Here is a 3934-nt window from a genome sequence, read left to right as displayed (position 1 = left end):
GTAAGCGTCGTTCCGCTCCCACCTTCTCGCGGCAGATGGGATAGGCGAGTTTCACGATCTCTTTGAAGGGATCGGCTTGTGTCTATGCTTGACCATACGCTTAAGTCGGACGTGACGGCGCGCGGGCTGGAAGTGATCACGGAGACGGGACGCCGTCGTTGGTTCTCCAAGGACGACAAGGCCCGGATTGTTGAGGAGACGCTGGTACCAGGCGCGGTCGTTTCCGAGATTGCCCGGCGGCACGGGCTGACCCCACAACAAGTGTTCACCTGGCGCCGGCAAGCACGCCGGTTGGCGACGCCGATGGCTGACGATCCGCCGTTTGTACCGGCGGTGGTAGACGCCATGGCACCAGTCGCGGTTGCTGGCCATGAGCGCAAGACAACGCGACGCAAGGCCAAGCCGGATATCGGAGGCATCGAGATCGAAGCCGCCGGCGTCACTATCCGGGTCGGTCGGGACGCGGACGTGGCGATGATTGCGGCCATCGTTCATGCGCTGAAGGCAAGCCGGTGATCGGCCCGTCCGGAACTGTCCGCGTGATGGTGGCAACCAAGCCGGTCGACTTCCGCAATTATGCGGAGCCCACGATTATGCGGAGTGTGCGGCGGGAAGTTGGTTCCCGCCACGGTCTTCTCGCCTATTTCACTCCGCATAATTCGGCTTGCGTCCGGCCACATTCAGCATGGCCAGGAGCTTGTCGGGCGCCCGGAACCGACCGGGCGTCAGCATCGGCGGCGACATGGCGGCGAGCGCTTCGAGCTTCTCTGTCGGATCGGCGCGAAGGTAGACCTCGGTGCTTTGCAGGCTGGCGTGTCCGAGCCACAGCGAGACTTTCCGCACGTCGCGAGTCGCCTGAAGCGTATGCATGGCGCATGTATGGCGCAGTACGTGAGGACTGACGCCTTTGCCGGCGATCGACGGCGCCTTGCGAGCGGCGACGGCGACATGCTTGGTCAGGATGTATTCAAAGCCCGAGCGGGTCACCGCCTGAGCACGGGCGTTCAAGAACAGCTCAGGAGCGTCGGTGACTGGGCGCACTTTGAGCCAAGCCTTCACAGCTGCAGCCGTTTGTTTCCAGAGCGGCAAGACACGTTCACGACGGCCCTTACCCATGATGTGCACGCTGGACATGGTCTGGCCGTCGATCTGATCGAGCCGGAGGCCGACCAGCTCCGACACGCGCATTCCTGCGGCGAAGGCCAGATGCAGCATGGCTCGATCACGGATGCCGGACACGGTGCTCGCGTCTGGCGCATCTAACAGAGCCTGCAGCTCGTCACGAGTGAGATAGCCGACCAGCGCCTGATCGGTCTTCTTCATCGGGATCGCATGGATCCGACGTGATTGGTCGAGGCAGGATGGCACCCTGTATTCCAGATAGCGGAAGAACGAGTTGATCGCAGCGAGCCGGGCATTGCGAGTTCGCGCCGAGTTGCCGCGCTGCTTCTCTAGATGCTCCAGGAATGCCAAGATCAGCGGCGCGTCGAGCTGTTCGATCTCGATCTTCGATGGCTTGAGCTTGAGCCGGCCGGCGGCAAATTGGAGCAACAGCTGGAAGCTCTGGGCATACGCCTCGCAGGTATGCTGGCTCGCCCTGCGTTCTTTGGGCAGGTGCTCGCGCAGGAAGCTGCTCAGGTAGGGGGCGAGCGCAGTCATGCGGCGCCTCCAATGAGCAATACCTCGCCGGCCTCGGCGATCTGGCCCATTAGGGTCGGCGTCGCCTGCAAGTACCAATAGGTGTCGGTCACGTGGGCGTGGCCGAGGTAGGTGCTGAGCGCCACGATATGGCGGGCGATCGCAGCACGATCGGAGCGGCACTGCTCCAGCGAGCGGACCGCGAAGGTGTGGCGCAGATCGTGGATGCGCGGATCCCGCCCCGCGTAGGCGCCCCTGAGATTGGTACTGTCGAGGAGTTGCAGGAAGATGCGTCGCACGGTGTTGTAGGGCAGCGACTGTCCGGCAACCGATACGAAGAGAGCACGATCTGTGGTGATCAGTGACCGCCGGGTGACCAGATATCTGTCGAGCGCCTGCCGAGCTGTTGCGTGAAGTGGCAACAGCCGGCTCTTCTGGAACTTGGTCTGTCGGACGACGAGCCCATCGGCAGTTACATCGTCGATCCGCAGCGCCAAAGCTTCCGCGATCCGCATGCCGGTAGCGGTGAGCAAGCCGAAGAGCGTTACATACATGATCGGTCTGATAGAGCCTACCGGCCGGAGTGCCGCCGCAGCGCGAAGCAATCGTGCGATCTCGTCCGCACTATAGATATAAGGCGATCGCCGCTTGACGACAGCGTGGCCGAGTGCATCCGCCGCCGGAACCTGATGGCGCGGATTCTCGGCATGCATCGCCAGCGCGAAGCGCCGCACGGTAAGCAACCGGTTGCGGCGCTGCTCCGGTGACGGCGCTCGTGTGGCCCATGCCAGGACCCGGGCAGTTCTGATGTGCCGGTCGCCGTGCTCCTCGGCGAAGCTGACGTAGCCCCTCAGCAGGATTTGCTGGACACGGAACTTGAACCCCAGCGACTGCTGCTGGTCCACATATTTGGCCAGATATTGACTCAGCATCACGCATCTCCCGGCCAGGGCTGCGCGATCTGCAGCAGCATCGTCACGTCGACTTTGGCATAGTGCGCGGTCATGTCAGGCGAGCGGTGGCGGAGCACGGCACCAACCGTATCGAGCGTCGCGCCGCCCCGCAGCATGGCCGTCGCGGCCGAGTGTCGAAGCAGGTTGGCCCCATTCGACGGAGCGGTGATGCCGGCCTTTCGTATTGCACAGCGCACAACGTCAGAGACTACGCTCGACCTTGTCAGTGGCCGGATTGGTGCGTTCAACATGAAGAAGATTGGACCACCGACGACGTGCGGCCGGGCTTGATCCAGATAAGCGAGCACGGCATCACCGGCGTCTTGCGGCAATGGTAATCTCGTTTCCCGGCGCCCCTTGCCACGAACGGACAGCGTGGCTTGTTGCCAATCAATATCGGTGAGACGAAGAGAAAGAATGTCGCTGGCTCGCAAACCAAGTCGCGCCAACAGCAGCAGGATCGCCCGATCACGCACGCCAGTCGCTGTGGTCTGATCGCACGTTGCAATCAACGTCTCGACATCCGACGAGCGGATGTATCGCGGCAGCGACGACAGTCGCCACTGCGGAATGATTGGCACAGCCTGATCGAGTCCAGCTCGGCACAACCCCCTCGCGCTGAGGAACCGCAAATATCCTCTCAGCGCCATGGTCATCGTCTTCACATAGGCCACCGCATGGTCATGCGGCTGCTCCCGGCGCTTGGCATCAGGCCGCGAAGTTGGAATGCTCAGCTCATTCGCGACGCGACCGTGCCGATCTATTGTTAGCTCTGCGACGCCGCGATGCTGTCGCAGCCAGCACTGGAACTCGACCACCCGGCGGTGGGGCGTCGGTAATGCGGGCTTCGGCTTGCGCTGGACGATTCCGCGCTCGCCGAGAAACTCGATGAACCGGCGTACCCGCCTCACGTACTTCGCGGACACGCCCCTCTCGCGACGGATGCCGGGGCATCGACAGCGATGCCGAGCGAACCGATCGGCGACACCATCATCGATATCAGCGACTGCGATCTTGGCCAGCGTCAGCCATTGCGCGAGGTGACGGGCTGCAGCGTCATAGCCGCTCACCGTCAAGCTCTTATGCCCCAACACCGTCAGGTGTCGTGTGAACTCCGTCACCAGCGGGGCGAGATCGCCTGCGTCCATGCAGCGCAGCCCGTGGCAGTGATCCTCACTCGACTTGGCCATTCCTTGTCTCCCTTCCGTTGCCATCAAGACAGGAAGGGAGGCTCAGATTATGCGGAGTGAGAAAGAGGGCAGCAGGAACTAAACTGTTGATAACGAAGTGGCTCTCGGATTGAACGGCCGCACACTCCGCATAATCGTGGGCTCCGCATAATT

4 protein-coding genes are annotated in these 3934 nt (G+C 62.5%); 1 reads left to right on the top strand and 3 read right to left on the bottom strand.

Annotated features, from left to right (window positions below; all coding sequences use genetic code 11):
* The first annotated feature begins 84 nt into the window (after positions 1-84).
* Positions 85-516 carry an IS66-like element accessory protein TnpA gene (tnpA, locus tag HZZ16_RS36790; protein WP_197955742.1) on the top strand — a complete coding sequence of 144 codons (432 nt, stop codon included), beginning with the start codon at positions 85-87 and terminating at the stop codon, positions 514-516.
* A gap of 129 nt (positions 517-645) precedes the next feature.
* Here tnpA and HZZ16_RS36785 read toward each other — a convergent pair whose 3' ends face one another.
* The 3 genes from HZZ16_RS36785 to HZZ16_RS36775 are packed head-to-tail and all read right to left on the bottom strand — an operon-like array spanning position 646 to position 3781.
* A complete protein-coding gene (locus HZZ16_RS36785) occupies positions 646-1659 on the bottom strand; it encodes a tyrosine-type recombinase/integrase (RefSeq protein ID WP_197955741.1) in 1014 nt (337 codons plus the stop codon).
* On the bottom strand, positions 1656-2570 hold the full coding sequence (locus HZZ16_RS36780) for a tyrosine-type recombinase/integrase (RefSeq protein ID WP_197955740.1): 915 nt from the start codon (positions 2568-2570) through the stop codon (positions 1656-1658). Before HZZ16_RS36780 ends, HZZ16_RS36785 begins: the two co-directional genes overlap by 4 nt.
* Positions 2570-3781, bottom strand: coding sequence for a tyrosine-type recombinase/integrase (locus HZZ16_RS36775; RefSeq protein WP_197955737.1), 1212 nt, complete (start codon positions 3779-3781; stop codon positions 2570-2572). Before HZZ16_RS36775 ends, HZZ16_RS36780 begins: the two co-directional genes overlap by 1 nt.
* Positions 3782-3934 lie beyond the last annotated feature (153 nt).

Source organism: Bradyrhizobium glycinis (genome assembly GCF_016031655.1).
GTDB classification, from domain to species: domain Bacteria; phylum Pseudomonadota; class Alphaproteobacteria; order Rhizobiales; family Xanthobacteraceae; genus Bradyrhizobium; species Bradyrhizobium glycinis.
Note: the sequence above shows the minus strand (reverse complement) of the source record. Positions and strands in the feature narration are given on the sequence as shown.